At 59.6% G+C, this 25,313-nt stretch carries 22 protein-coding genes; all 22 read left to right on the forward strand.

Annotated elements, in window-relative coordinates; all coding sequences use genetic code 11:
• Position 1: 1 nt before the first annotated feature.
• The 22 genes from tsf (at position 2) to ispD (ending at position 25,205) form a co-directional block, all read left to right on the forward strand.
• Positions 2-865 carry a translation elongation factor Ts gene (tsf, locus tag QMX86_RS12960; RefSeq protein ID WP_016771476.1) on the forward strand — a complete coding sequence of 288 codons (864 nt, stop codon included), beginning with the start codon at positions 2-4 and terminating at the stop codon, positions 863-865.
• Between the two features lie 208 nt (positions 866-1,073).
• Positions 1,074-1,817, forward strand: a complete 744-nt coding sequence (gene pyrH / locus QMX86_RS12965) for a UMP kinase (protein ID WP_003222124.1) — start codon at positions 1,074-1,076, stop codon at positions 1,815-1,817.
• Positions 1,814-2,371 carry a ribosome recycling factor gene (gene frr, locus QMX86_RS12970; protein WP_007954771.1) on the forward strand — a complete coding sequence of 186 codons (558 nt, stop codon included), beginning with the start codon at positions 1,814-1,816 and terminating at the stop codon, positions 2,369-2,371. The genes pyrH and frr overlap by 4 nt, the downstream gene beginning before the upstream one ends.
• 14 nt (positions 2,372-2,385) lie before the next feature.
• The gene (gene uppS, locus QMX86_RS12975) at positions 2,386-3,141 is read left to right on the forward strand and encodes a polyprenyl diphosphate synthase (protein WP_016771475.1); all 756 of its coding nucleotides are present in this window, start codon (positions 2,386-2,388) and stop codon (positions 3,139-3,141) included.
• Positions 3,141-3,947, forward strand: coding sequence for a phosphatidate cytidylyltransferase (locus tag QMX86_RS12980; protein ID WP_073476058.1), 807 nt, complete (start codon positions 3,141-3,143; stop codon positions 3,945-3,947). The genes uppS and QMX86_RS12980 overlap by 1 nt, the downstream gene beginning before the upstream one ends.
• Positions 3,944-5,134, forward strand: a complete 1,191-nt coding sequence (gene ispC, locus QMX86_RS12985; protein ID WP_256810343.1) for a 1-deoxy-D-xylulose-5-phosphate reductoisomerase — start codon at positions 3,944-3,946, stop codon at positions 5,132-5,134. The genes QMX86_RS12980 and ispC overlap by 4 nt, the downstream gene beginning before the upstream one ends.
• Positions 5,135-5,188: 54 nt before the next feature.
• Entirely contained in the window at positions 5,189-6,541 is a 1,353-nt protein-coding gene (gene rseP / locus QMX86_RS12990; RefSeq protein WP_282384240.1) for a sigma E protease regulator RseP, read from the forward strand.
• 74 nt (positions 6,542-6,615) lie between these two features.
• Positions 6,616-8,991 carry an outer membrane protein assembly factor BamA gene (gene bamA, locus QMX86_RS12995; protein WP_073476050.1) on the forward strand — a complete coding sequence of 792 codons (2,376 nt, stop codon included), beginning with the start codon at positions 6,616-6,618 and terminating at the stop codon, positions 8,989-8,991.
• Between the two features lie 45 nt (positions 8,992-9,036).
• A complete protein-coding gene (locus tag QMX86_RS13000) occupies positions 9,037-9,540 on the forward strand; it encodes an OmpH family outer membrane protein (protein WP_003222140.1) in 504 nt (167 codons plus the stop codon).
• Positions 9,541-9,543: 3 nt separating this feature from the next.
• Positions 9,544-10,599: a UDP-3-O-(3-hydroxymyristoyl)glucosamine N-acyltransferase gene (lpxD, locus tag QMX86_RS13005; RefSeq protein ID WP_056783213.1), complete on the forward strand. Its 1,056-nt coding sequence runs from the start codon at positions 9,544-9,546 to the stop codon at positions 10,597-10,599.
• Positions 10,600-10,705: 106 nt separating this feature from the next.
• Complete coding sequence (gene fabZ, locus QMX86_RS13010; protein WP_016771469.1) at positions 10,706-11,146, forward strand: 3-hydroxyacyl-ACP dehydratase FabZ; 441 nt, start codon at positions 10,706-10,708, stop codon at positions 11,144-11,146.
• The gene (gene lpxA, locus QMX86_RS13015; RefSeq protein ID WP_073476048.1) at positions 11,143-11,919 is read left to right on the forward strand and encodes an acyl-ACP--UDP-N-acetylglucosamine O-acyltransferase; all 777 of its coding nucleotides are present in this window, start codon (positions 11,143-11,145) and stop codon (positions 11,917-11,919) included. Before fabZ ends, lpxA begins: the two co-directional genes overlap by 4 nt.
• Positions 11,919-13,052: a lipid-A-disaccharide synthase gene (gene lpxB / locus QMX86_RS13020; protein WP_282384257.1), complete on the forward strand. Its 1,134-nt coding sequence runs from the start codon at positions 11,919-11,921 to the stop codon at positions 13,050-13,052. The genes lpxA and lpxB overlap by 1 nt, the downstream gene beginning before the upstream one ends.
• Positions 13,053-13,063: 11 nt before the next feature.
• A complete protein-coding gene (rnhB, locus tag QMX86_RS13025; RefSeq protein WP_016771466.1) occupies positions 13,064-13,690 on the forward strand; it encodes a ribonuclease HII in 627 nt (208 codons plus the stop codon).
• A 76-nt stretch (positions 13,691-13,766) separates the two neighbouring features.
• A complete protein-coding gene (gene dnaE, locus QMX86_RS13030) occupies positions 13,767-17,288 on the forward strand; it encodes a DNA polymerase III subunit alpha (protein WP_110645898.1) in 3,522 nt (1,173 codons plus the stop codon).
• 139 nt (positions 17,289-17,427) lie between these two features.
• Positions 17,428-18,375, forward strand: a complete 948-nt coding sequence (locus tag QMX86_RS13035) for an acetyl-CoA carboxylase carboxyltransferase subunit alpha (protein ID WP_016771465.1) — start codon at positions 17,428-17,430, stop codon at positions 18,373-18,375.
• 148 nt (positions 18,376-18,523) lie between these two features.
• Complete coding sequence (gene tilS / locus QMX86_RS13040) at positions 18,524-19,852, forward strand: tRNA lysidine(34) synthetase TilS (RefSeq protein WP_282384250.1); 1,329 nt, start codon at positions 18,524-18,526, stop codon at positions 19,850-19,852.
• A 274-nt stretch (positions 19,853-20,126) separates the two neighbouring features.
• On the forward strand, positions 20,127-21,758 hold the full coding sequence (locus tag QMX86_RS13045) for a CTP synthase (RefSeq protein ID WP_016771462.1): 1,632 nt from the start codon (positions 20,127-20,129) through the stop codon (positions 21,756-21,758).
• 4 nt (positions 21,759-21,762) lie between these two features.
• On the forward strand, positions 21,763-22,608 hold the full coding sequence (kdsA, locus tag QMX86_RS13050; RefSeq protein WP_073476037.1) for a 3-deoxy-8-phosphooctulonate synthase: 846 nt from the start codon (positions 21,763-21,765) through the stop codon (positions 22,606-22,608).
• A 155-nt stretch (positions 22,609-22,763) separates the two neighbouring features.
• Positions 22,764-24,053: a phosphopyruvate hydratase gene (gene eno / locus QMX86_RS13055; protein WP_282384254.1), complete on the forward strand. Its 1,290-nt coding sequence runs from the start codon at positions 22,764-22,766 to the stop codon at positions 24,051-24,053.
• A gap of 169 nt (positions 24,054-24,222) precedes the next feature.
• Positions 24,223-24,501, forward strand: coding sequence for a cell division protein FtsB (ftsB, locus tag QMX86_RS13060; RefSeq protein WP_016771460.1), 279 nt, complete (start codon positions 24,223-24,225; stop codon positions 24,499-24,501).
• Positions 24,498-25,205, forward strand: coding sequence for a 2-C-methyl-D-erythritol 4-phosphate cytidylyltransferase (ispD, locus tag QMX86_RS13065; protein WP_110645900.1), 708 nt, complete (start codon positions 24,498-24,500; stop codon positions 25,203-25,205). Before ftsB ends, ispD begins: the two co-directional genes overlap by 4 nt.
• The last annotated feature ends 108 nt before the right edge of the window (positions 25,206-25,313 follow it).

Consider the following 25,313-nt stretch of genomic DNA (forward strand, 5'->3'; position numbering starts at 1 on the left):
AATGGCAGCAATTACTGCAGCGTTGGTCAAAGAACTGCGCGAGCGTACCGGCGAAGGCATGATGGATTGCAAGAAAGCCCTGGAAAAGGCTGACGGCGACATCGAAAAAGCCATTGATGACATGCGTGCTTCGGGCGCCATCAAGGCTGCGAAAAAAGCTGGCAACGTTGCCGCTGAAGGCGCAATCGCCATCAAATCGAATGACAAGGCAGCCGTGCTGCTGGAAGTCAACTCGCAGACCGACTTCCTGGCCCTGCAAGACGACTTCAAGAACTTCGTTGCTGCCAGCGTAGAAAAAGCTTTCGACGAAAAACTGACCGACGCAGCTCCGCTGATCGCCGCTCAGGAATCGGCTCGTGAAGCGCTGGTTGCCAAAGTCGGCGAGAACGTCAACATCCGTCGTCTGGTACGCGTAGAAGGTGACGTTGTCGGCACCTACCTGCACGGTAACAAGATCGGTGTTGCTGTTGTCCTGAAAGGCGGTGACGTCGAGCTGGCCAAAGACATCGCAATGCACGTTGCTGCAAGCAACCCTGAGTTCCTGCTGCCTTCGCAAGTCTCCGACGAAGCGATCGAGCGTGAGAAAGCTGTGTTCCTGCAGCTGAACGAAGAAAAGATCAAAGGCAAGCCAGAAAACATTGTTGAGAACATGGTCAAGGGCCGTATCAGCAAGTTCCTGGCAGAAGCGAGCCTGGTCGAGCAGGCGTTCGTCAAGAACCCTGAAGTCAAGGTTGGCGAACTGGCCAAGAAAGCCGGTGCTGAAATCGTTTCCTTCACCTACTTCAAAGTAGGCGAAGGCATCGAGAAGCCGGTCGACAACTTCGCTGAAGAAGTTGCTGCCCAGCTGGCTGCCGCCAAGCAATAAGACGGTTTTCAACTGTCGCCCGAAAGAGGCTGCCCGCTAACGCGCGCAGCCTCTTTTCAGATGGGGTACCAATTTTTTATTTGGTTTCCACCCGGAACTGACTTACAAAGCCATGTTCCGATGGCGCTGCAGCAGCGCCAAGCTAGAGTGAACGCCAGCTGTAAACAGCTCGCAAAGAATTTTAAATACGCCGCAGGAGAGATTCGCAATGGCTCAGCAGGGCAGTGGTTATCAGGCTCGCTATAAACGCATTCTACTCAAGCTTAGCGGCGAGGCCCTGATGGGCTCGGAAGAGTTCGGGATCGATCCGAAGGTTCTGGATCGCATGGCGCTGGAAGTCGGCCAACTGGTCGGCATCGGCGTGCAGGTCGGTCTGGTGATCGGCGGTGGCAACCTGTTCCGTGGCGAAGCCCTGAGCAAGGCCGGTATGGATCGGGTCACGGGCGACCACATGGGCATGCTGGCCACTGTGATGAACGCCCTGGCCATGCGCGATGCGCTGGAACGTGCCAATATCTCGGCCATCGTCATGTCGGCCATTTCCATGGTCGGTGTGACCGATCACTACGATCGCCGCAAAGCCATGCGTCACCTGAACTCCAAGGATGTCGTGATCTTCGCGGCCGGTACCGGCAATCCGTTCTTCACCACGGATTCGGCAGCCTGCCTGCGTGCAATCGAAATCGACGCTGACGTTGTGCTCAAGGCCACCAAGGTTGATGGCGTCTACACCGCAGACCCGTTCAAGGACCCGCATGCCGAGAAGTTCGATCATCTGACTTATGATGAAGTACTGGATCGCAAGCTGGGTGTAATGGATCTGACTGCCATCTGTCTGTGCCGCGATCACAAGATGCCGCTGCGCGTATTCAACATGAACAAGCCCGGCGCCCTGCTGAACATCGTGCACGGCGGCGCTGAAGGGACTTTGATCGAGGAAGGCCAACAATGATCAACGAAATCAAGAAAGACGCCCAGGCGCGTATGCAGAAATCCCTGGAATCTCTGAACCACGCGTTCGGCCAGATTCGTACCGGCAAGGCTCACCCGAGCATCCTGGGCAGCGTCATGGTGCCTTACTACGGCACTGATACCCCGCTGAGCGGCGTTGCCAACGTCACCGTAAAGGACTCGCGCACCCTGCAGGTCGTGGCGTTCGAGCGCAACATGCTCGCGGCTGTCGACAAGGCAATCCAGAGCGCCGGTCTTAACCTCAACCCGACCAACCTGGGCGAGTTGCTGCTGATCCCGATGCCTGCCCTTACCGAAGAAACCCGCAAGGGCTTCACCAAGCAGGCCCGTAGTGCAGCGGAAGACGCGCGCGTTGCCGTGCGCAACATCCGTCGCGATGCCTTGGGCGAGCTGAAAAAACTGGTCAAGGACAAGGAAATCAGCGAAGACGAAGAGCGTCGTGCCATCGCCGATATCGACAAGCTGACCAAAGAATCCGAGGCCCAGATCACCAAGGCCACGGACGAGAAAGAAAAAGACCTGATGGCCGTATAAGGGTCGAGCTTTAAATGGACAAGACCAAGCAGACTGCGCCGTCCGCGGTGCCGCGCCATGTCGCGATCATCATGGATGGCAATAATCGCTGGGCGAAAAAACGCTTTATGCCGGGTGTCGCCGGGCATAAAGCGGGCGTGGATGCTGTGCGGGCGGTGATCGAGGTGTGCGCTGAGGCCAAGGTCGAAGTCCTGACCCTGTTCGCCTTCTCCAGTGAAAACTGGCAGCGCCCGGCCGATGAGGTCAGTGCCTTGATGGATTTGTTCTTCAAGGCGCTGCGTCGTGAGGCCAAGCGTCTCAACGACAACAACATCAGCCTGCGCATCATTGGCGATCGCTCGCGCTTCCACCCTGAGCTTCAGGCGGCGATGCGCGAGGCCGAGGCCATGACGGTCGGTGCCAACCGCTTTGTCCTGCAGATCGCCGCCAATTATGGCGGTCAGTGGGATATCGCTCAGGCCGCGCAGCGTCTGGCGCGTGAAGTCCAGGCCGGGCACTTGCGCCCGGAGGACATCACTCCGGATCTGCTGCAGACCTGCCTGGCTACCGGCGATCTGCCGTTGCCTGACCTGTGCATCCGCACCGGTGGCGAGCATCGCATCAGCAACTTCCTGCTGTGGCAGCTGGCCTACGCCGAGCTGTACTTCTCCGACCTGTTCTGGCCGGACTTCAAACACGACGCCATGCGCACCGCGCTGGCCGATTTCGCTTCACGTCAGCGTCGCTTCGGTAAAACGAGCGAACAGGTCGAAGCTGGAGCCCGGGTTTAATGCTTAAACAACGAATCATCACTGCACTGATCCTGTTGCCGATTGCCTTGTGCGGGTTTTTCCTGCTCAAGGGTGCCGGCTTCGCGCTCTTCATCGGCCTGGTGGTGAGCCTCGGTGCGTGGGAATGGGCGCGTCTGGCCGGCTTCACCGCACAATCGTTCCGCGTCGGCTTTGCCGCCGTGGTCGCCTTGATGCTGTTTGTCATGTACGTGCTGCCCGGGCTTGCGCCTTGGGTGCTCGGTGCATCGGTAATCTGGTGGGCGATTGCGACTTATCTGGTGCTGACGTATCCACGCTCCAGCGCGCACTGGTCCACAGCGGCGACCAAACTGCTGATTGGTCTGCTGATCCTGCTGCCTGCGTGGCAGGGTCTGGTGCAGATCAAGCAGTACCCGCTGGGTAACTGGTTGATCATGGCGGTGATGGTGTTGGTCTGGGGCGCGGACATCGGTGCTTACTTTTCCGGGCGCAAGTTCGGCAAGCGCAAGCTCGCGCCGCAGGTCAGCCCGGGCAAGAGCTGGGAAGGCGTGTACGGTGGTCTGGCGCTGAGTCTGGTGATTACCGCGATTGTCGGGCTGGTGCGCGACTGGACCGTGGCCGAGCTGCTCAAAGGCCTGGTCGGCGCGGCAGTGATCGTCTTCATTTCCGTGGTCGGTGACCTTACCGAAAGCATGTTCAAGCGCCAGTCCGGCATCAAGGACAGCAGTAATCTGCTGCCCGGGCATGGTGGCGTGCTGGATCGCATCGACAGCCTGACCGCAGCCATTCCGGTGTTCGCCGTATTGCTCTGGATGGCCGCACCGTGAGTCGTCCCCAGCAGATTACCGTGTTGGGTGCGACCGGTTCGATCGGTCTGAGCACCCTGGATGTGATTGCCCGTCATCCTGAGCGTTATCAGGTTTTTGCATTGAGTGGTTTCACACGCCTCAGTGAGTTGTTCGCGTTGTGCGTGCGTCATGTGCCGCAGTTTGCCGTGGTGCCTGAAGTGGCCGCAGCGCGCGGGTTGCAGGACGATTTGCGTGCAGCCGGTTTGCCGACTCGCGTCCTGGTAGGCGAGGAGGGTCTGTGTCAGGTTGCCTCCGCGCCCGAAGTCGATGCAGTAATGGCGGCCATCGTCGGTGCGGCGGGTTTGCGTCCGACACTGGCGGCGGTCGAGGCGGGCAAGAAGATTCTGCTGGCCAACAAGGAAGCGCTGGTGATGTCCGGCGCTCTGTTCATGCAGGCTGTGCGCAAAAGCGGCTCGGTGCTGCTGCCGATCGACAGTGAGCACAACGCGATTTTTCAGTGCATGCCCGCGGATTTCGCGCGCGGCTTGAGCTCGGTGGGGGTGCGGCGGATCTTGCTGACGGCCTCTGGCGGGCCTTTCCGGCAGACGCCGATGGCCGAGCTGGCAGATGTTTCGCCTGAACAGGCGTGCGCGCATCCGAACTGGTCCATGGGGCGCAAGATCTCCGTGGATTCGGCAAGCATGATGAACAAGGGTCTGGAACTGATCGAAGCCTGCTGGTTGTTCGATGCCAAACCGTCTCAGGTCGAAGTGGTGATTCATCCGCAAAGCGTGATCCATTCTCTGGTCGATTACGTCGATGGCTCGGTCCTGGCGCAGTTGGGTAATCCGGACATGCGCACACCGATCGCCAACGCCCTGGCCTGGCCGGAGCGTATCGATTCCGGCGTACCGCCACTGGATCTGTTCGCCATTGCGCGACTGGATTTTGAGGCGCCCGATGAAAGCCGCTTCCCCTGCCTGCGTTTGGCCCGTCAGGCGGCCGAAGCTGGCGACAGCGCGCCGGCGATGCTCAACGCGGCCAATGAAGTGGCCGTGGCAGCGTTTCTCGACGGACGGGTTCGCTACCTGGAAATCGCGAGTATCATCGAGGAAGTCTTGAATCTGGAGCCGGTAGTGGCGCTGCACGACCTCGACGCCGTATTTACGGCGGACGCGAAAGCGCGATTGCTGGCTGAGCAGTGGTTGAGTCGGCACGGCCGATAGTTTTTGCAACACAACGGCGACACGCGACACTGAACAGGATTGCGGAGAAAGTAGATGAGCGCGCTCTATATGATTGCCGGCACCCTGATCGCCCTGGGTGTGCTGGTCACCTTCCACGAATTCGGCCACTTCTGGGTCGCGCGTCGCTGTGGCGTCAAGGTTCTGCGTTTCTCCGTGGGCTTTGGCATGCCGTTGCTGCGCTGGCATGACAAGCAAGGCACCGAGTTCGTGGTCGCCGCGATTCCGCTGGGCGGCTACGTCAAGATGCTCGACGAGCGCGAAGGCGAAGTGCCGGTCGATCAGCTTGATCAGTCGTTCAATCGCAAATCGGTACGTCAGCGCATTGCTATTGTTGCCGCCGGCCCGATTGCCAACTTCCTGCTGGCGCTGGTGTTTTTCTGGGTGCTGGCGATGCTCGGCAGCGAGCAGGTGCGTCCGGTCATCGGCGCGGTCGAGTCTGGCAGCATTGCCGCCAAGGCTGGTCTGAACGCGGGTCAGGAGATCGTCTCGATCGATGGCGAGCCAACGTCCGGTTGGGCTGCGGTCAATCTGCAACTGGTGCGTCGTCTCGGTGAGAGCGGTGCGATTCAATTGCTGGTGCGCGAGCAGGGTTCGACGGCAGAATCACCGCGCACGCTGGCACTGGATAACTGGCTAAAAGGTGCCGACGAGCCGGATCCGATCCGCTCGCTGGGCATTCGTCCCTGGCGTCCGGCCTTGCCGCCGGTGCTTGCCGAGCTGGACCCGAAAGGTCCGGCCCAGGCCGCCGGGCTGAAAACCGGCGATCGCTTGCTGGCGCTTGATGGCCAGCCGCTCGATGACTGGCAGCAAGTGGTCGATACCGTTCGTACGCGTCCTGATACCAAAATCATGCTGCGCATCGATCGCGACAATGCTCAAATCGACGTCCCTGTGACCCTGGCGGCGCGCGGTGAAAGCAAATCGCCAAGCGGTTATCTGGGCGCTGGCGTCAAAGCCATCGACTGGCCACCGGAAATGATCCGCGAAGTCAGCTATGGCCCGCTGGCCGCGATTGGCGAGGGTGCCCGTCGCACTTGGACCATGAGCATTCTGACGTTGGATTCACTGAAGAAAATGCTGTTCGGCGAGCTCTCGGTAAAAAACTTGAGTGGACCGATAACCATTGCTAAAGTGGCGGGCGCTTCTGCCCAGTCGGGCGTCGCTGATTTCCTGAATTTCCTTGCTTATCTGAGTATTAGCCTGGGGGTTCTGAATTTGCTGCCCATTCCTGTACTGGATGGGGGGCATTTGTTGTTTTATCTGATCGAGTGGGTGCGTGGTCGCCCCTTGTCGGATCGGGTGCAAGGTTGGGGGATACAGATCGGTATCAGTTTGGTGGTCGGGGTGATGTTGCTTGCTCTGGTCAACGATCTGGGTCGACTGTAACGCTTCGCTGAATTGCGAATCTGCCGCATTTTGCGGCAGTTTGTTTATTGCCAGTTGGAATAAGAAAGGACTTCATGAAACGTCTGCTGCTAACTGCGGTTCTCACCGTATTGATGATCGCCGAAGTTCACGCCGAGTCCTTCACTATCTCTGATATTCGCGTCAATGGCCTCCAGCGGGTCTCCGCGGGTAGCGTCTTTGGTGCCTTGCCGTTGAACGTCGGCGAGCAGGCGGATGATCGTCGCCTGGTGGAATCCACTCGTGCGTTGTTCAAAACCGGTTTCTTTCAAGATATCCAGCTGGGCCGCGAAGGCAACGTTCTGGTCATCACCGTGGTCGAGCGTCCATCGGTCGCCAGTATCGAGATCGAAGGCAACAAGGCGATCTCTACTGAAGACCTGATGAAGGGCCTGAAGCAATCCGGTCTGGCCGAAGGCGAAATCTTCCAGCGCGCCACCCTTGAGGGTGTGCGTAACGAACTGCAACGTCAGTACGTCGCCCAGGGTCGCTACTCGGCAACCGTTGACACCGAAGTGGTTTCGCAGCCGCGTAACCGCGTGGGTCTGAAGGTGAAGATCAACGAAGGTACCGTTGCCGCCATTCAGCACATCAACGTGGTAGGCAATACGGTTTTCCCTGAGGAAGACCTGACCGACCTGTTCGAACTGAAAACCACCAACTGGCTGTCGTTCTTCAAGAACGATGACAAATATGCCCGCGAAAAACTTTCCGGTGACCTGGAGCGTCTGCGTTCCTACTATCTGGATCGCGGCTATATCAACATGGACATCGCTTCGACCCAGGTCTCGATTACCCCGGACAAGAAGCACGTCTACATTACTGTCAACGTCACCGAAGGCGAGAAGTACACCGTTCGTGACGTCAAGCTCAGCGGTGACCTGAAAGTCCCTGAAGACCAGATCAAGTCGCTGTTGCTCGTGCAGAAGGGCCAGGTGTTCTCGCGCAAGCTGATGACCACCACCTCCGAGCTGATCACCCGTCGTCTGGGTAACGAGGGCTACACCTTCGCCAACGTCAACGGCGTGCCTCAGCCGCACGATGATGACCACACTGTGGACATCCTCTTCGCTGTCGATCCGGGCAAGCGTGCCTACGTCAACCGCATCAATTTCCGTGGCAACACCAAGTCCGAGGACGAAGTGCTGCGTCGTGAAATGCGTCAGATGGAAGGTGGCTGGGCTTCGACCTACCTGATTGACCAGTCCAAGACCCGTCTGGAGCGCCTGGGCTTCTTCAAGGAAGTCAACGTTGAAACCCCGGCCGTGCCAGGTGTCGACGACCAGGTCGATGTGAACTACGCCGTTGAAGAACAGGCTTCCGGTTCGATCACCGCCAGCGTCGGTTTCGCCCAGAGCGCCGGTTTGATCCTCGGTGGTTCGATCACCCAGAACAACTTCCTCGGTACCGGTAACCGCGTCAGCATCGGCCTGACCCGCAGCGAATACCAGAGCCGCTACAACTTCGGCTACGTTGACCCCTACTGGACCGCTGATGGCGTGAGCCTGGGTTACAACGCGTTCTATCGCACCACCGACTACGATGAACTCGATGCTGATATTTCCAGCTATGCGGTAGACAGCCTCGGTGCGGGCGTCAACGTCGGCTACCCGATCAGTGAGACTTCGCGTCTGACCTTCGGTCTGTCTGCCCAGCAGGACAAGATCAACACCGGTCGCTATACCGTTGACGAGATTTTCGATTTCGTCGAGAAGGAAGGCGACAACTACCTGAACTTCAAGGCCTCGGCCGGTTGGTCCGAGTCGACCCTGAACAAAGGCGTGTTGCCGACCCGTGGTCGTTCCCAGAGCCTGACCCTGGAAACCACCATTCCTGGCAGCGACCTGTCGTTCTTCAAACTTGACTACCGTGGTCAGCTGTTCCAGCCGATCACCGAAAACTACACACTGCGCCTGCACTCCGAACTCGGTTATGGCGATGGTTACGGTTCGACCGATGGTTTGCCGTTCTATGAAAACTACTATGCCGGTGGTTTCAACTCGGTTCGTGGCTTCAAGGACAGCACCCTCGGCCCGCGCAGTACGCCGAGCCGTGGTAACAACCCGGGCACTATCGCCGACCCGGACCAGGATCCGCTGCCGTTCGGTGGTAACGTCCTGATCCAGGGCGGTGTAGAAGTTCTGTTCCCGCTGCCATTCGTCAAGGATCAGCGGTCCCTGCGTACTTCGGTCTTCTGGGATGTCGGTAACGTGTTTGACTCGCAGTGCAAGGACACTACGAACGCCAATGGTTCGTCGTCCAACACCAAGTGCAACGACATCAGCCTGAGCAACATGGCCAGTTCCGTAGGTGTCGGCGTGACCTGGGTCACCGCACTGGGTCCTTTGAGCTTTGCGCTGGCGATGCCGGTCAAGAAACCGGATGACGCTGAAACTCAAGTGTTCCAATTCTCCCTCGGCCAGACGTTCTAAGCGTCTGACCCAAGACAACGACAATGGATTTTGTAGGAGTGCATCGTGCGTAAGTTGACTCAATTGGTTCTCCTGGCCTCCGTACTGGTGGCAGGCCCGGCGTTCGCCGACATGAAAATTGCCGTGCTGAACTATCAGATGGCACTGCTGGAATCCGACGCGGCGAAGAAGTACGCCGTGGATGCCGAGAAGAAGTTCGGTCCGCAACTGACCAAGCTGAAAACCCTGGAAAGCAGCGCCAAAGGCATTCAGGACCGTCTGATGGCCGGTGGCGACAAAATGCAGCAGGGCGAGCGTGAGCGTCTGGAGCTGGAATTCAAGCAAAAGGCCCGCGACTTCCAGTTCCAGTCCAAGGAGCTGAACGAAGCCAAGGCCGTTGCTGACCGTGAAATGCTCAAGCAGCTGAAGCCGAAGCTGGACAGCGCTGTGGAAGAAGTCATCAAGAAGGGTGGTTTTGATCTGGTGTTCGAGCGTGGCGCAGTCATCGATGTCAAGCCTCAGTACGACATCACGCGCCAGGTTATCGAGCGCATGAATCAGCTGAAGTAACCCATGACCGTGACTATCAGGCTCGGCCAGTTGGCCGAGCACCTCGGCGCCACCCTGCGTGGCGACCCCGAGACGCAAATTACTGGGCTAGCCACTTTGCAAGAGGCTGGCCCAGCTCAGTTGAGCTTTCTGGCAAATCCCCAATACCGCAAATACCTGGCCGGTTCTCAAGCAGCTGCACTGCTGCTCAAGGAAGCCGACGCCGAAGGTTTCGCAGGTAATGCCTTGGTGGTGCCGGACCCTTACCTGGCCTATGCACGCATCTCGCATCTGTTCGATCCAAAGCCAAAAGCGGCTGGCGGGATTCATCCGACAGCGGTGATCGCGGCGGACGCGGTGGTTGACCCGAGTGCCAGCATCGGTCCGTTCGTGGTGATCGAAGCCGGTGCGCGAATCGCTGCACAGGTCACGCTGGGCGCGCATTGCGTAGTCGGCGCGCGCAGCGAAATCGGTGAAGGCGGCTGGCTCGCTCCGCGCGTCACGCTGTATCACGATGTGCGCATCGGCAAGCGTGTGGTTATTCAGTCCGGCGCAGTGATCGGCGGTGAGGGCTTCGGCTTCGCCAACGAAAAAGGCGTCTGGCAGAAAATCGCCCAGATCGGTGGCGTGACCATCGGCGACGATGTCGAGATCGGCGTGAACACCGCCATCGACCGCGGCGCTCTGGCCGATACCGTGATTGGCAATGGCGTGAAGCTCGACAACCAGATTCAGATCGCGCACAACGTCCAGGTCGGTGATCACACCGCCATGGCCGCGTGCGTCGGCATTTCCGGCAGCACCAAAATCGGCAAGCACTGCATGCTCGCCGGCGGTGTTGGTCTGGTCGGCCACATTGACATTTGCGACAACGTTTTCCTGACCGGGATGACCATGGTGACCCACTCGATTACCGAGCCGGGCGCCTATTCTTCCGGCACAGCCATGCAACCGGCGGCCGAATGGCGCAAAAGCGCGGCCCGCATCCGTCAGCTCGATGACATCGCGCGACGGTTGAAACAGCTGGAAAAGCGCGTTGGGGAAGTGACCCCTGACGGCAATGCTTCATCTGATGGCTGATACCATTTCCATATCAAGTGTGCACAGCCTCTGGACTGCCTCCTTGATTTGCTAGAGGAGTGCGCGTCAGTCGCGCTCCCAATCTTTACATAGGCTTTCCCCTGAAATGATGGACATCAACGAGATTCGCGAATACCTGCCTCACCGTTACCCGTTCCTGCTGGTGGACCGGGTGGTGGAACTGGACACTGAAGGCAAGCGAATTCGCGCCTACAAGAATGTCAGCATCAATGAGCCGTTCTTCAACGGTCACTTCCCTGCGCATCCAATCATGCCGGGCGTGCTGATCATCGAAGCGATGGCTCAGGCTGCCGGGATCCTCGGTTTCAAGATGCTCGACGTCAAACCGGCCGACGGCACCCTGTATTACTTCGTCGGTTCCGACAAGCTGCGCTTCCGCCAGCCAGTCAAGCCGGGCGATCAGTTGATCCTTGAAGCGACCTTCATCAGCTGCAAGCGCAAGATCTGGAAGTTCGAGTGCCAGGCTTCGGTGGACGGCAAGCCGGTCTGCTCGGCAGAAATCATCTGCGCGGAACAGAAAGTATGAGTTTGATTGACCCTCGCGCAATCATCGATCCGTCCGCCGTTCTGGCTGACGGCGTCGAGGTCGGCCCGTGGTCGATCATCGGCGCAGGTGTGGAAATCGGCGAGGGTACCGTGATCGGGCCGCACGTGATCCTCAAGGGGCCGACCCGCATTGGTAAGCACAATCGCATCTACCAGTTTTCTTCGGTAGGCGAAGACACCCCGGATCTGAAGTACAAAGGCGAGGAAACCCGCCTGGTGATCGGCGACCACAACGTCATTCGTGAAGGCGTGACCATTCACCGTGGCACCGTGCAGGACCGTTCGGAAACCACCCTGGGTGATCACAACCTGATCATGGCCTATGCCCACATCGGCCATGACAGCGTCATCGGCAACCACTGCATTCTGGTCAACAACACTGCGTTGGCCGGGCATGTACACGTTGACGACTGGGCGATCCTCTCCGGTTTCACCCTGGTGCATCAGTACTGCCACATCGGCGCCCACAGCTTTTCCGGCATGGGCACGGCGATCGGCAAGGATGTTCCGGCGTTCGTCACCGTGTTCGGCAACCCGGCCGAAGCGCGCAGCATGAACTTCGAAGGCATGCGCCGTCGCGGTTTCAGCGAAGACGCAATTCATGCGCTGCGCCGCGCCTACAAGACGGTCTATCGCCAGGGCCTGACGGTCGAGCAGGCGTTGGCCGAACTGGCCGAGTCGTCTGCGCAGTTCCCTGAAGTCGCCGTGTTCCGCGATTCGATCCAGGCGTCGACTCGCGGCATCACCCGCTGATCATGGCCAGTCTGCGTATCGCGCTGGTGGCGGGTGAGGCTTCCGGTGACATTCTCGGCGCCGGCCTCATGCGTGCGCTCAAGGCTCAGCACCCGGCAGTCGAGTTCATCGGTGTCGGCGGTCCGCTGATGCAGGCCGAAGGCCTGACCTCGTATTTCCCCATGGAACGCCTGTCGGTCATGGGCCTGGTCGAAGTCCTCGGGCGGCTGCGTGAATTGCTCAAGCGCCGCAAAGAGCTGATTGCCACACTGATTGCCGCGAAACCTGACGTGTTCATCGGCATCGACGCGCCGGATTTCAACCTCAATATCGAACTCAAGCTGCGTCAGGCCGGGATCAAGACCGTGCATTACGTCAGTCCGTCGGTGTGGGCATGGCGGCAGAAACGGGTGCTGAAGATCCGCGAAGGCTGCGATCTGATGCTGACCCTGTTGCCGTTCGAAGCGAAATTCTATGAAGAGAAAGGCGTGCCGGTGCGTTTCGTCGGTCACACCTTGGCCGATACCATTCCGCTGCAAGCCGATCGCGCCGCTGCCCGCGCCGAGCTGGGTTTGCCCGACGGTCCGCTGGTAGCGTTGATGCCGGGCAGCCGTGGCGGTGAAGTCAGTCGCCTCGGTGCGCTGTTCCTCGACACTGCCGAACGTCTGCGCGCCATGCGTCCTGGCGTGCGCTTTGTCATGCCTTGTGCAAACCCGGACCGCCGGGTGCAACTCGAGGCCTTGCTTGCTGGCCGGGATTTGCCAGTAACCTTGCTCGACGGTAAATCCCACTTGGCCCTCGCCGCGTGCAACGCCGTGTTGATCGCCTCCGGCACTGCTACCCTTGAAGCGCTGCTGTACAAGCGGCCGATGGTGGTGGCGTATCGGTTGGCGCCGCTGACGTTCTGGATTCTCAAACGCATGGTCAAGAGCCCGTACGTGTCGCTGCCCAATTTGCTCGCTCAGCGCTTGCTGGTGCCGGAGTTGTTGCAGGATGATGCGACTGTCGAAGCCTTGGCGCAGACACTGTCGCCCTTGATCGATGGCGGTGATGAACAGACGCGCGGTTTCGACGAGATCCACCGAACGCTGCGGCGCGATGCTTCCAATCAGGCGGCGCAAGCCGTCCTTGACCTGATCGGCAAAACACAATGAGCAAGACAAGCATGCAAATGGGCCTGGATTTCACTCTGGTAGCCGAAGTCGAAGAACTGGTCGCCGGTGTTGATGAAGTCGGTCGTGGCCCGTTGTGCGGTGCGGTGGTAACGGCAGCAGTGATTCTCGATCCGAACCGGCCTATCCTCGGCCTCGACGATTCGAAAAAGCTCACCGAAGCCAAGCGCGAAAAGCTCTACGACGAGATCTGCGAGAAAGCCCTGAGCTGGTGTATTGCCCGCGCCGAAGTTGAAGAAATCGACGATCTGAATATCCTCCACGCGACCATGCTGGCCATGCAGCGCGCGGTTGCCGGTCTGCATATTCAGCCGAAGCTGGCGATGATCGACGGTAACCGCTGCCCGCATTTGCCGATGCGTGCCGAGGCGGTGATTCAGGGCGACGGCAAGGTGCCGGCGATCGCGGCGGCGTCGATTCTGGCCAAGGTCAGTCGTGACCGCGAAATGGCGGCGTTCGAATTGATCTACCCGGGCTACGGCATCGGTGGCCACAAAGGCTATCCGACGCCCGTTCATCTGGAAGCGCTGGCGCGGCTCGGCCCGACGCCGATTCACCGCCGCTCGTTCGCCCCGGTACGCCTGGCTTACGAGGCGCGGGAAAGCCTGACGCAGGTTTAGGCGCAAGGCTGATGTTTTATTCGAGGCCCGGTACAATCCGGGCCTCGTTGTCTCTATGTAACTGGACAGGATCACTATGCCGGCTTCATTCGTTCATCTACGCCTGCACACTGAATACTCCCTGGTCGACGGGCTGGTGCGGATCAAGCCGCTGGTCAAAGCGCTGACCGCCATGAACATGCCGGCGGTCGCGGTCACCGACCAGAACAACATGTGTTCCCTGGTCAAGTTCTATAAAAACGCCATGGGCGCCGGCATCAAGCCGATTTGCGGCGCCGACCTGTGGCTGGCGAACAAGGACCCGGATGCACCGCTGAGCCGCCTCAGCCTGCTGGTGATGAACGCTCAGGGTTATCGCAATCTCACCGAGCTGATCTCGCGCGGCTTCATCGAAGGCCAGCGCAACGGCATGGTCATCGTCGAGCGCGAATGGGTGGCCGAGGCCAACGAAGGTTTGATCATGCTGTCCGCCGCCAAAGAAGGCGAGATCGGCATGGCCATGATCGGCGGCAACCCGGCGGAAGCCGAATCGCTGGCCCGCGAGTGGATGGCGGTGTTCCCGGATCGCTTCTATCTGGAAATCCAGCGCACCAACCGCCCCAACGATGAAGAGCAACTGCACGGCGCCGTGGCGCTGGCCGACAAGCTCGGTGCGCCGCTGGTGGCGACCAACGATGTGCGTTTCATCAAGCAGGAAGACTTCGCCGCACACGAAACCCGCGTGTGCATCGGTGAGGGCCGCGCCCTCGATGACCCGCGCCGCTCGAAGAATTACAGCGATCAGCAATACCTGAAAAGCGCCGAGGAAATGCTCGAGCTGTTCAGCGATATTCCCGACGCCATCGAAAACACCGTCGAGATCGCCAAGCGCTGCAACATCGAAGTGAAGCTGGGCACGCACTTCCTGCCCAACTTCCCGATTCCCGATGGCATGACCATCGACGAATATTTCCGCAAGGTCTCCTTCGAAGGGCTCGAAGAACGCCTGGCGGTGCTGCTGCCCAAGGACACCACCGAAGACTACGAAGCCAAGCGCCAGGTCTACGTCGACCGCTTGAATTTCGAGCTGGATATCATCATCCAGATGGGCTTCCCCGGTTACTTCCTGATCGTGATGGACTTTATCCAGTGGGCCAAGAACAACGGCGTACCGGTAGGTCCGGGCCGTGGGTCGGGTGCCGGTTCGCTGGTGGCTTACGTACAGAAGATCACCGACCTCGACCCGCTGGAATATGACCTGCTGTTCGAACGTTTCCTCAACCCGGAACGGGTCTCGATGCCCGACTTCGACGTCGACTTCTGCATGGACGGCCGTGACCGGGTGATCGATTACGTGGCCGAGAAATACGGCCGCAATGCGGTGAGCCAGATCATCACCTTCGGTTCCATGGCCGCCAAGGCTGTGGTCCGTGACGTGGCGCGGGTGCAGGGCAAGTCCTATGGCCTGGCGGATCGCCTGTCGAAGATGATTCCGTTCGAAGTCGGCATGACCCTGGAAAAAGCCTACGAACAGGAAGAAATCCTGCGCGACTTCATCAAGGTCGATGAAGAAGCGGCGGAAATCTGGGAGATGGCGCGCAAACTCGAGGGCGTGGTGCGTAACGTCGGCAAACACGCCGGTGGTGTGGTAATCGCGCCGACCAAACTGACCGACTTCTCGCCGATCTATTGCGACGAGGCCGGTGACGGTCTGGTGACCCAGTTCGACAAGGACGACGTTGAGGCCGCCGGTCTGGTGAAGTTCGACTTCCTCGGCCTGCGTACCCTGACGATCATCGACTGGGCGCTGAAAACCATCAACCGCGACCGCGCCAAGGTCAACGAGCCGCCGCTGGATATCGCCTTTATCCCGCTGGACGACAAGCCGACCTACCAGTTGCTGCAAAAAGCCGAAACCACGGCGGTGTTCCAGCTTGAATCGCGAGGCATGAAAGAGCTGATCAAAAAGCTCAAGCCCGACTGCCTGGAAGACTTGATCGCACTGGTGGCACTGTTCCGTCCGGGCCCGCTGCAATCGGGCATGGTGGACGACTTCATCAACCGTAAGCACGGTCGCGCCGAACTGGCGTATCCGCACTCGGACTACCAGTATGACGGCCTGAAGCCGGTACTCGCGCCGACTTACGGCATCATCCTGTATCAGGAACAGGTGATGCAGATTGCTCAGGTCATGGCCGGTTACACCCTCGGCGGTGCGGACATGCTGCGTCGAGCGATGGGTAAGAAAAAGCCTGAAGAAATGGCCAAGCAGCGCGGCGGTTTCATTGAGGGTTGCGCGACCAACGGGATCGATGCGGATCTTGCCGGTAACATTTTCGACCTGGTGGAAAAGTTCGCCGGTTACGGCTTCAACAAATCCCACTCCGCCGCTTACGGCCTGGTGTCGTACCAGACCGCGTGGCTGAAAGCTCACTACCCGGCGCCGTTCATGGCCGCGGTACTCTCGGCGGATATGCACAACACCGACAAGGTCGTGACCTTGATCGAAGAAGTGCGGACGATGAAGCTGCGCCTCGACGCGCCGGACGTGAACACTTCGGAGTTCAAGTTCACGGTGAACGACGACGGCCGTATCGTTTATGGCCTCGGCGCGATCAAGGGTGTCGGTGAAGGTCCGGTGGAAGCGATCACCGAAGCGCGTCAGGCCGGTCCGTTCAAGGATCTGTTCGATTTCTGCGCGCGGGTCGACCTCAAGCGCATCAACAAACGAACTCTTGATGGCTTGATTCGCAGCGGCGCGCTGGATCGCCTCGGCCCGTATTTCCACGACGAACAAAAGGCCTATCAGGCCAACATCGACCGTAACCGCGCGGTATTGCTGGCGGCGATGGAAGAGGCGATCAAGGCGGCCGAGCAGACTGCGCGGACCCACGACTCTGGCCACGCCGACCTGTTTGGCGGCTTGTTCGTCGAAGAAGACGCCGACGTTTACGCATCTCATCGCAAAGCCAAGGAACTGACCCTCAAGGAACGCCTCAAGGGTGAAAAAGACACCCTGGGCCTGTACCTGACCGGTCACCCGATCGACGAATACGAAGGCGAGATCCGCCGTTTCGCCCGTCAGCGCATCATCGACCTGAAACCGGCGCGCGACACGCAGACGGTGGCGGGGATGATCATTGCCCTGCGGGTGATGAAAAACAAGAAGGGCGACAAGATGGGCTTCATCACCCTCGACGACCGTTCCGGGCGGATCGAAGCGTCGCTGTTTGCCGATGCGTTCCATTCGGCGCAATCACTGTTGCAGACCGACGCGATGGTGGTGGTCGAAGGCGAGGTCAGCAACGACGACTTCTCCGGCGGCCTGCGCCTGCGGGTCAAGCGGGTGATGAGCATGGAGGATGCGCGGACCAATCTGGCCGAAAGCCTGCGCCTGAAGCTGCACACCCAGGATCTCAAAGGCGATCAGCTACGCTGGTTGGGCGAACTGCTCAAGCGTCATCGCGGCGCGTGCCCGGTGACCATGGAGTACACCAGCCCGGATGCGAAGACCTTGCTGCAGTTCGGCGAGACCTGGCGGATCGACCCGGCGGATACCTTGATTCAAGCCCTGCGTGACCAGTTCGGGCGAGACAACGTCTTCCTCCAATACCGTTGACCGGCAAGTGCCATCATTGCGCTTGCCCGCAACCTGAATTTTTAATCTCGACCTCAGCGCGCCTCTCCCTTAAGGTAGGGCGCGAATAGACAACCGGCCGGCCCAAGCTCACTTGGGACACGACCCAAGACGGACGCCTATGAACCCGAATTTTCTAGATTTCGAACAGCCGATCGCCGACCTGCAAGCCAAGATCGAAGAGTTGCGCTTGGTCGGTAATGACAATTCGCTGAATATCGGCGATGAGATCTCCCGCCTGCAGGACAAGAGCAAGACGCTGACCGAAGATATCTTCGGCAAGCTGACCAGCTGGCAGATCGCACGTCTGGCGCGTCACCCGAAACGCCCTTACACCCTCGATTACATCGAGCACATTTTCACCGAGTTCGACGAACTGCACGGCGACCGTCACTTCTCCGACGACGCTGCCATCGTTGGCGGTATCGCCCGTCTGGAAGACCAGCCGGTGATGATCATTGGCCACCAGAAGGGCCGTGAAGTGCGTGAGAAAGTTCGCCGCAACTTCGGCATGCCGCGTCCGGAAGGCTACCGCAAGGCCTGCCGTCTGATGGAGATGGCCGAGCGCTTCAAGATGCCGATCCTGACTTTCATCGACACCCCGGGTGCCTACCCTGGCATCGACGCTGAAGAGCGCAACCAGAGCGAAGCGATTGCCTGGAACCTGCGTGTGATGGCGCGTCTGAAGACTCCGATCATCGCCACTGTAATTGGTGAGGGTGGTTCCGGCGGCGCACTGGCCATCGGCGTTTGCGATCAACTGAACATGCTGCAATATTCGACCTACGCGGTGATCTCGCCGGAAGGTTGCGCGTCGATCCTGTGGAAAACCGCCGAGAAAGCACCGGATGCCGCTGAAGCGATGGGCATCACCGCTGAGCGTCTGAAAGGCCTGGGTATCGTCGACAAAGTGATCAGCGAGCCACTGGGCGGCGCCCATCGTGACCCGGCTGCTGCCGCCGCTTCGATCCGCGCCGAGCTGAGCTCGCAACTGGCGATGCTCAAGCAGTTCGATAACGAAGCGCTGCTCAAGCGCCGTTACGATCGCCTGATGAGCTACGGTCTCTGATCGAGCGCCGATTTGGCTGACGATGCAAAACACTGTGGGAGCGAGCTTGCTCGCGAAGGCGTTATAACAGACGACGAAATTGTTGAATGTTAATCAGCTTTCGCGAGCAAGCTCGCTCCCACATTTGGTTTCCGGCGAGGGTAAAGACATGGGTGAACGCTCGATTGATTTGCCATCCCGTCTTCTGCTGAACCTTGAGCCCTGGCGCCACGTCGCTCACTGGCGCATCGCCTTCTCCGGTGGCCTCGATTCCACCGTCCTCCTGCATCTGCTCGCCACTCTGGCGAACACCGAATCCCTCCCTGCGCTCAGCGCCATTCATATCCACCACGGCCTTCAGGCTGCGGCCGATGCGTGGCCGCAACATTGCCAGGCCGTTTGCGATGCGCTGGGCGTGCCGTTGCAAGTGAAGCGGGTGACCGTAAAGGGCGGGGCGAGCCTGGAGCGGGCGGCGCGGGATGCGCGTTACGCCGCGTTCAGTTCGCTGACGCAGACCAATGACGTGTTGCTGACTGGCCAGCACCGCGATGACCAAGCGGAAACGCTGCTGTTTCGGCTGTTGCGCGGTGCCGGTGTACGCGGGCTCGGGGCGATGCCGCAGCAGCGCCCAGTGGGGCAGGGCATGCTGGTTCGACCGTTGCTGGATGTCAGCCGTGCTGAGCTGGAAGGTTATGCACAGGCGCATCAGTTGCGCTGGATCGAAGACCCGTCGAACCAGAACCGGCAGTTTTCGCGCAATTACCTGCGCCATCAAGTCATGCCGCTGCTGGCCGAGCGCTGGCCGCAAGCGCAGGCCAGCATGGCGCGAACGGCTGCGCATCTGCGTGAGGCGCAGGGCTTGCTCGATGAGCTGGCGCAGATCGATCTCGCACAAGCCGAAACGCCCCATGAATTCGCTTGGCTGGGTGTGCCATCGCTGGAGCTGACACCATTGAGGGCGTTGTCTGACGCGCGCCAGCGAAATGCCCTCAGCCACTGGCTCGAACCATTGACCCGGCTGCCAGATGCTGACCATTGGTCGGGTTGGACAACGCTGTGCAATGCCGGCGCCGACGCTTCACCGATCTGGCGTCTGGCCGACGGAGAGCTGCACCGCAGCGCCGGTCGCGTCTGGTGGCTGAGCGGCAATTGGTTGCGCACGCCAGTGATCGGCGCCGACTGGCAGACCCCGACTTCAGCGCTACGCTTGCCGGATAACGGACGCGTCATGCTCCACGGGCATGCTCCATCCGGGCCTTTGCGTATTGCCTATCGGCAGGGCGGTGAGGTCATGCAATTGGCTGAGCGCGGCAGCCGTGATCTCAAGCGTCTGCTCAACGAGCGCGCGGTCCCGGCCTTCGTGCGTGGCAGATTGCCGCTGCTGTTTCGTGGCGAAGAGTTGCTCGCCGTGGCGAACCTGCCGGGTCTTGCTGGTCAGATGGACGAAGGCTGGACATTGCACTGGCAGCCAACAGACGAAGATCAAGGTTTGAGCTGAAAGGAGCATTCCGGTAGACTACGCTCCCTTCTTGATACAACTTCTGTGGATTCGCCTGAATTGCAGGAGTTGCCGATTACCAAGCAGTCTTTGCTGGGCGATTCCAAAAAATGTGTAGCGAGCAACGTACCGGTGTTTCATCTGCCGGTCTGTCACAACGCGGCGGTTTTTTCGAAAGGTGCACTGTGATTAATGCAGGTGATCGGGGGCTTCGGCCTTCCTTCGCTTTCCCCGGCGGCTCGTTCCGCTTTAACGCAGACTTCTAGGGTTTTTCATGACGCGCTACATATTCGTCACGGGCGGTGTTGTTTCTTCATTGGGGAAAGGCATTGCCTCGGCTTCATTGGCGGCTATCCTGGAGGCGCGGGGGCTTAAGGTCACCATGCTGAAGCTGGATCCGTACATCAACGTCGATCCAGGCACCATGAGTCCGTTCCAGCACGGTGAAGTATTCGTCACCCACGACGGCGCCGAGACCGATCTGGATCTGGGGCACTACGAGCGGTTCATCCGCACGACCATGACCCAGAACAACAACTTCACCACCGGCCGTGTCTACGAGCACGTGCTGCGCAAAGAGCGCCGTGGCGACTACCTGGGTGCAACCATCCAGGTAATCCCGCATATCACCGACGAAATCAAGCGCCGCATCATCAAGGGTGCCGGTGACGCAGACGTGGCGATGGTCGAGATCGGTGGCACCGTCGGTGACATCGAGTCGCAACCGTTCCTCGAAGCCATCCGCCAGTTGCGTTTCGAAGTCGGCGCCAAGCGCGCGATGCTGATGCATCTGACGCTGGTGCCGTACATCGCCACCGCTGGCGAAACCAAGACCAAACCGACCCAGCACTCCGTCAAGGAACTGCGTTCGATCGGTCTGCAACCAGACGTGCTGGTGTGCCGTTCCGATCACCCGATCGATGTGTCCTCGCGTCGCAAGATCGCCCAGTTCACCAACGTTGAAGAGCGTGCGGTAATCGCGCTGGAAGACGCCGATACCATCTACAAGATCCCGGGCATCCTGCATTCGCAGGGTCTGGACGATTTCGTCGTTGAGCGTTTCGGCTTGCAATGCGGCAGCGCCGATCTGTCCGAGTGGGACGCAGTGGTCGATGCCAAGCTGAACCCGGAACACGAAGTGACCATCGCCATGGTCGGCAAGTACATGGAACTGCTCGACGCGTACAAGTCGCTGATCGAAGCGATGAGCCATGCCGGCATCAGCAACCGCACCAAGGTCAACCTGCGCTACATCGATTCCGAAGACATCGAGAACCAGGGCACTGCGCTGCTCGAAGGTGTTGACGCGATTCTGGTGCCGGGCGGCTTCGGTCTGCGTGGCGTGGAAGGCAAGATCACTGCCGTTCAGTACGCTCGCGAAAACAAGGTTCCGTACCTCGGCATCTGCCTGGGCATGCAAGTGGCGGTCATCGAGTTCGCCCGTAACGTACTGGGCTGGAAAGACGCCAACTCCACCGAGTTCGATCGTGCCAGCGGCCATCCGGTTGTCGGTCTGATCACCGAGTGGGAAGACGCCACCGGCGCTGTCGAAGTGCGTACCGAAGCGTCCGATCTGGGCGGCACCATGCGTCTCGGCGCACAGGATTGCCTGCTTGAGCCGGGCTCCAAAGTCCATGATTGCTACGGCAAGGACGTGATCGTTGAGCGTCACCGTCACCGTTACGAAGTGAACAACAACCTGCTGCCGCAGATCATCGAAGCCGGCCTGAAGATTTCCGGTCGCTCCGCCGATGCTGCGCTGGTCGAAGTGGTTGAAGCGCCGGATCATCCTTGGTTCGTCGCTTGCCAGTTCCACCCTGAGTTCACCTCGACCCCACGCGACGGTCATCCGCTGTTCAGCGGTTTCGTCAAAGCCGCGTTGGCTCAACACCAGAAGAAGGCGTAACCCGATGGCACAGAAGATCATCCGCGTCGGCGACATCGAGATTGCCAACGACAAACCCATGGTGCTGTTCGGCGGCATGAACGTGCTGGAAAGCCGTGACATGGCCATGCAGGTTTGCGAAGAGTACGTGAAGGTCACCGAGAAACTCGGTATCCCTTACGTGTTCAAGGCCAGCTTCGACAAGGCCAACCGTTCTTCTGTGACCTCGTATCGCGGTCCTGGCCTGGAAGAGGGCATGCGCATCTTCCAGGACATCAAGCAAGCGTTCGGCGTGCCGATCATCACCGACGTCCACGAGCCGGACCAGGCTGCGGTCGTCGCTGAAGTCTGCGATATCATTCAGCTGCCGGCCTTCCTGTCGCGCCAGACCGATCTGGTTGTCGCGATGGCCAAAACCAATGCCGTGATCAATATCAAGAAAGCCCAGTTCCTCGCGCCTCAGGAAATGAAACACATCCTGAACAAGTGCGTGGAAGCCGGTAACGATCAGTTGATTCTCTGCGAGCGTGGTTCGAGCTTCGGCTACAACAACCTCGTGGTCGACATGCTCGGCTTCGGCATCATGAAGCAGTTCGAATACCCGGTGTTCTTCGACGTGACCCACTCGCTGCAAATGCCTGGCGGTCGTGCCGACTCCGCCGGCGGTCGCCGTGCCCAGGTTCTGGATCTGGCCAAGGCCGGCATGAGCCAGTCGCTGGCGGGTCTGTTCCTCGAAGCGCATCCGGATCCGGACAACGCCAAATGCGACGGCCCTTGCGCCTTGCGTCTGGACAAACTGGAGCCATTCCTGGCCCAGCTCAAAGCTCTGGACGAACTGGTGAAGAGTTTTCCGACGGTAGAAACCGCGTAACGCTCGATTCTCCGGTAAAGTACCGCACGATTTGTCGCTCATGCCCTCGGGCGTGAGCGTTGTCGTCTGCAAGTCTGCCCGCTGTACTTCGCTTGCCGACGATAAAGATTTCCTCTAGCTGCGTCGTTTTCGTCAACTTTGGAGTGTTTACAACAATGGCAAAAATCGTCGACATCAAAGGTCGTGAAGTTCTCGACTCCCGTGGCAATCCCACCGTGGAAGCGGACGTGCTTCTCGACAACGGCATCATCGGCAGCGCCTGCGCGCCGTCCGGTGCATCCACTGGCTCGCGTGAAGCGCTCGAGCTGCGTGATGGCGACAAGAGCCGTTACCTGGGCAAGGGCGTGCTCAAGGCGGTAGCCAACATCAACGGTCCGATCCGCGATCTGCTGCTGGGCACCGACCCGAGCGACCAGAAAGCCCTCGACCAAGCGATGATCAAGCTCGACGGTACCGAAAACAAAGCGACCCTGGGCGCCAACGCCATCCTCGCCGTGTCCCTGGCTGCGGCCAAGGCAGCTGCGCAGGATCAGGATCTGCCGCTGTACGCACACATCGCCAACCTCAACGGCACCCCGGGTGTGTACTCGATGCCGGTCCCGATGATGAACATCATCAACGGTGGCGAGCACGCCGATAACAACGTCGACATCCAGGAATTCATGGTCCAGCCAGTCGGCGCCAAGTCTTTCTCGGAAGGTCTGCGCATGGGCACCGAGATTTTCCATCACTTGAAAGCCGTGCTGAAGGCCCGTGGCCTGAGCACCGCCGTTGGCGACGAAGGCGGTTTCGCACCGAACCTGGCTTCCAACGAAGACGCGCTGAAAGTGATCTCCGAAGCTGTGGCCAACGCCGGTTACAAGCTGGGCACCGACGTGACCCTGGCACTGGACTGCGCCGCGAGCGAGTTCTACGAAGACGGCAAGTACAACCTGTCCGGTGAAGGCCAGGTGTTCACTGCTGAAGGTTTCGCCGACTACCTCAAAGGCCTGACCGAGCGTTACCCGATCATCTCCATCGAAGACGGTCTGGACGAATCCGACTGGGCTGGCTGGAAAATCCTCACCGACAAGATCGGCGAGAATACCCAGCTGGTGGGCGACGACCTGTTCGTGACCAATACCAAGATCCTCAAAGAAGGCATCGATAAAAAGATCGCCAACTCGATCCTGATCAAGTTCAACCAGATCGGCACCCTGACCGAAACCCTGGAAGCCATCCAGATGGCCAAGGCTGCCGGTTACACCGCCGTGATCTCGCACCGCTCCGGCGAAACCGAAGATTCGACCATTGCCGACCTGGCTGTGGGCACCTCGGCTGGCCAGATCAAGACCGGTTCGCTGTGCCGCTCCGACCGCGTTTCCAAGTACAACCAACTGCTGCGTATCGAAGAGCAGTTGAACGGCAAGGCCAAGTACAACGGCCGTGCCGAGTTCCGCGGTTAAGCGCAACCTGATCAAAGGACACCGGATTGTGTCGGAAAAGTCGTGACAGCGATGGATTTGCCACTAATCTGATGCCTTAAGCACAAGCCTGGATCTTTCCAGGCTTCGTGCTATCAGATGCTGCAACATTATGCGTGGCTGTCTTTTTTCACTGGATACCTGATATTCGATGCGCAGTCCTTACTGGTTGTTTCTTGTTTTGCTCTTGCTGCTGGCCGGTCTGCAGTACCGCCTGTGGGTGGGCAATGGCAGTCTGGCGCAGGTCGCCGAGCTGAAACAGCAGATCGCCGAGCAACATGCCGAAAACGAAGGCCTGCTGGAGCGCAACCGGGTGATGGACGCTGAAGTCAGCGAGCTGAAGAAAGGCATGGAGACCGTTGAAGAGCGGGCTCGTCACGAACTGGGCATGGTCAAGGATGGCGAAACCCTTTACCAGCTGGCCCAATGATCGATTCCCTGCCGGCCTTCTGGGCCGTGATTCCTGCCGCGGGCGTCGGTGCCCGAATGGCCGCGGACCGTCCCAAGCAATATCTGCAACTGGGCGGGCGCACAATTCTCGAACACAGCCTCGGCTGTTTCCTCGATCACCCGAGCCTCAAGGGCCTGGTGGTCAGTCTTGCTGTCGAAGATCCCTATTGGCCGAATCTGGCATGCGTCAACGATCCGCGCATTCAGCGGGTTGATGGCGGGGCGGAGCGTTCCGCTTCGGTGCTAAACGCCTTGCTGCATCTGCATGCGCAAGGTGCCGACGATGACGACTGGGTGCTGGTGCACGATGCGGCCCGGCCAAATCTGAGTCGCGATGATCTCGACAAGTTGCTTGCCGAACTCGCGGATGACCCGGTCGGTGGTCTGTTGGCGGTGCCCGCTCGCGACACGCTCAAACGCGTTGATAACAACGGACGTGTGGTTGAAACGGTGGATCGCAGCGTGATCTGGCAGGCGTATACGCCGCAGATGTTTCGCCTCGGCGCGTTGCATCGGGCGTTGGCCGACAGCCTGGTTGCGGATGCGGTGATAACCGATGAGGCTTCGGCGATGGAATGGGCCGGTCTGGCACCGCGTCTGATCGAAGGGCGGGCGGATAACCTCAAGGTCACCCGGCCGGAAGATCTGGAGTGGTTGCGCCAGCGGTGGGCTAACCGCCGCTGATTGCTGTGGCGCCCATTGCGCCGCCTTCGCGAGCAAGCTCGCTCCCACATTTGATTTGCGCCTGACACCAGATTTGCAGTCACTGCACGTCCACTGTGGGAGCGAGCT

It is taken from the genome of Pseudomonas sp. PS01270, from assembly GCF_029959775.1.
GTDB classification, from domain to species: Bacteria; Pseudomonadota; Gammaproteobacteria; order Pseudomonadales; family Pseudomonadaceae; genus Aquipseudomonas; species Aquipseudomonas atacamensis.